The following is a 1,724-nucleotide window of genomic DNA, read 5'->3' on the forward strand; positions in this document are numbered from 1 at the left end:
CCACCGCGCTCCGCGGCACCGGGGACGCCCGGACCCGGACCTCGCTGGCGCTGTCCGATGAGGTCGCGGCCGCCATGGCCGCCGGACCGGTCCGCGAGCTGGTGACGGCCGGCCAGACCCACCGCGTGTGGGTGGACCGGCGCGAGGCCCAGTTCAGCTCGTGGTACGAGTTCTTCCCCCGCTCCACGGGCGGGTGGGACGAGCGGGGCCGGCCCGTCCACGGCACCTTCGCCACCTCGCGCACCCACATCGACCACGCCGCGGACATGGGCTTCGACGTGGTGTACCTGCCGCCCATCCACCCGATCGGGGTGGTCAACCGGAAGGGCCGCAACAATTCGCTCACCCCGGACCCGGGCGACGTCGGTTCGCCCTGGGCGATCGGTTCCGCGGACGGCGGCCACGACGCGGTGCACCCGGAGCTCGGCACCATCGAGGATTTCCGCGAGCTGGTCGAGTACGCCGCCACGAGGGGTGTCGAGATAGCGCTGGACCTGGCGTTGCAGTGCGCGCCGGACCACCCGTGGGCGCAGGCGCACCCCGAGTGGTTCACGGTGCTGCCCGACGGGCACATCGCCTACGCCGAGAACCCGCCCAAGAAGTACCAGGACATCTACCCCGTCAACTTCGACCTCGATCCCGAGGGGATCTACGCCGAGGTGCTCCGGGTGGTGCGGCTGTGGACCTCCCTGGGCGTCCGGATCTTCCGGGTGGACAACCCGCACACCAAGCCGGCCGACTTCTGGAGCCGCCTGATCGCCGAGGTCAAGCGCACGGAACCGGACGTGCTGTTCCTCGCCGAGGCCTTCACCCGTCCCGCCCGCATGTTCGGCCTGGCCAGGCGGGGCTTCTCGCAGTCGTACACCTACTTCACCTGGAAGACCACCAAGTCCGACCTGGTGGAGTTCTGCGAGCAGCTGCTGGCGCACGTCGACGAGGCCCGGCCCAACATGTTCACCAACACCCCGGACATCCTCCACGAGTCGCTGCAGCGCGGGGGCCCCGCGATGTTCGCGATCCGGTCGACGCTCGCGGCCACGCTGTCCCCGGCGTGGGGCGTGTACTCGGGCTTCGAGCTGTTCGAGTGGCAGCCCGTCACCGACGGCAGCGAGGAGTACCTGGACTCGGAGAAATACGAGCTCCGGCCCCGGGACTTCGCCGGTGCCGAGGCGGCGGGCCAGTCCCTCGCGCCGTGGCTCCGAACCCTCAACCGGATCCGCCGGGAGCACCCCGCCCTCCAGCAGCTGCGCACCCTGCGGTTCCACGACGTCGACAACGACCAGATCCTCGCCTACTCCAAACTCGACCCCACCACCGGCGACTGCGTCCTCACGGTGGTCTCACTCGACTCGCACGGGGTCCAGGAGGGCACCCTCCGGCTGGACATGGCCGCCCTCGGGTACGACGACGACGCCCGGTTCAGCGTCCACGACGAGGTCTCCGGCAGCGAGTTCCACTGGGGTTCGAGCAACTACGTGCGACTCGAGCCGTGGACGGCGGTCGCACACATCGTCGTGGTCCCGCCCTGCGACGAAGCACGTAGGGTCGAACTGACCTACCGCACGCACATCGTGGATTGAGGGACAACGGCATGGGAAAGCACCACGGCAAGGGCCGACCCGCTACCGAGAGCTCCGCCACGGCGCCCGGCAGGGTGCCACCGCCCGTCGACCCCGGGGCGGCCTGGCGGACGCCCGAGGAGGTCGCCCGCGACGAGGCGGGGC

Annotated in this window: 1 protein-coding gene; it reads left to right on the forward strand. The window is 70.7% G+C overall.

Annotation, left to right across the window (positions count from 1 at the left end):
* The coding region (locus G6028_RS15845) for an alpha-amylase family protein (RefSeq protein WP_182659447.1) at nucleotides 1-1,580 on the forward strand (1,580 nt) is incomplete at its 5' end.
* Nucleotides 1,581-1,724: the final 144 nt, after the last annotated feature.

This window comes from Dietzia cercidiphylli (assembly GCF_014145145.1).
Lineage (GTDB): Bacteria > Actinomycetota > Actinomycetes > Mycobacteriales > Mycobacteriaceae > Dietzia > Dietzia natronolimnaea.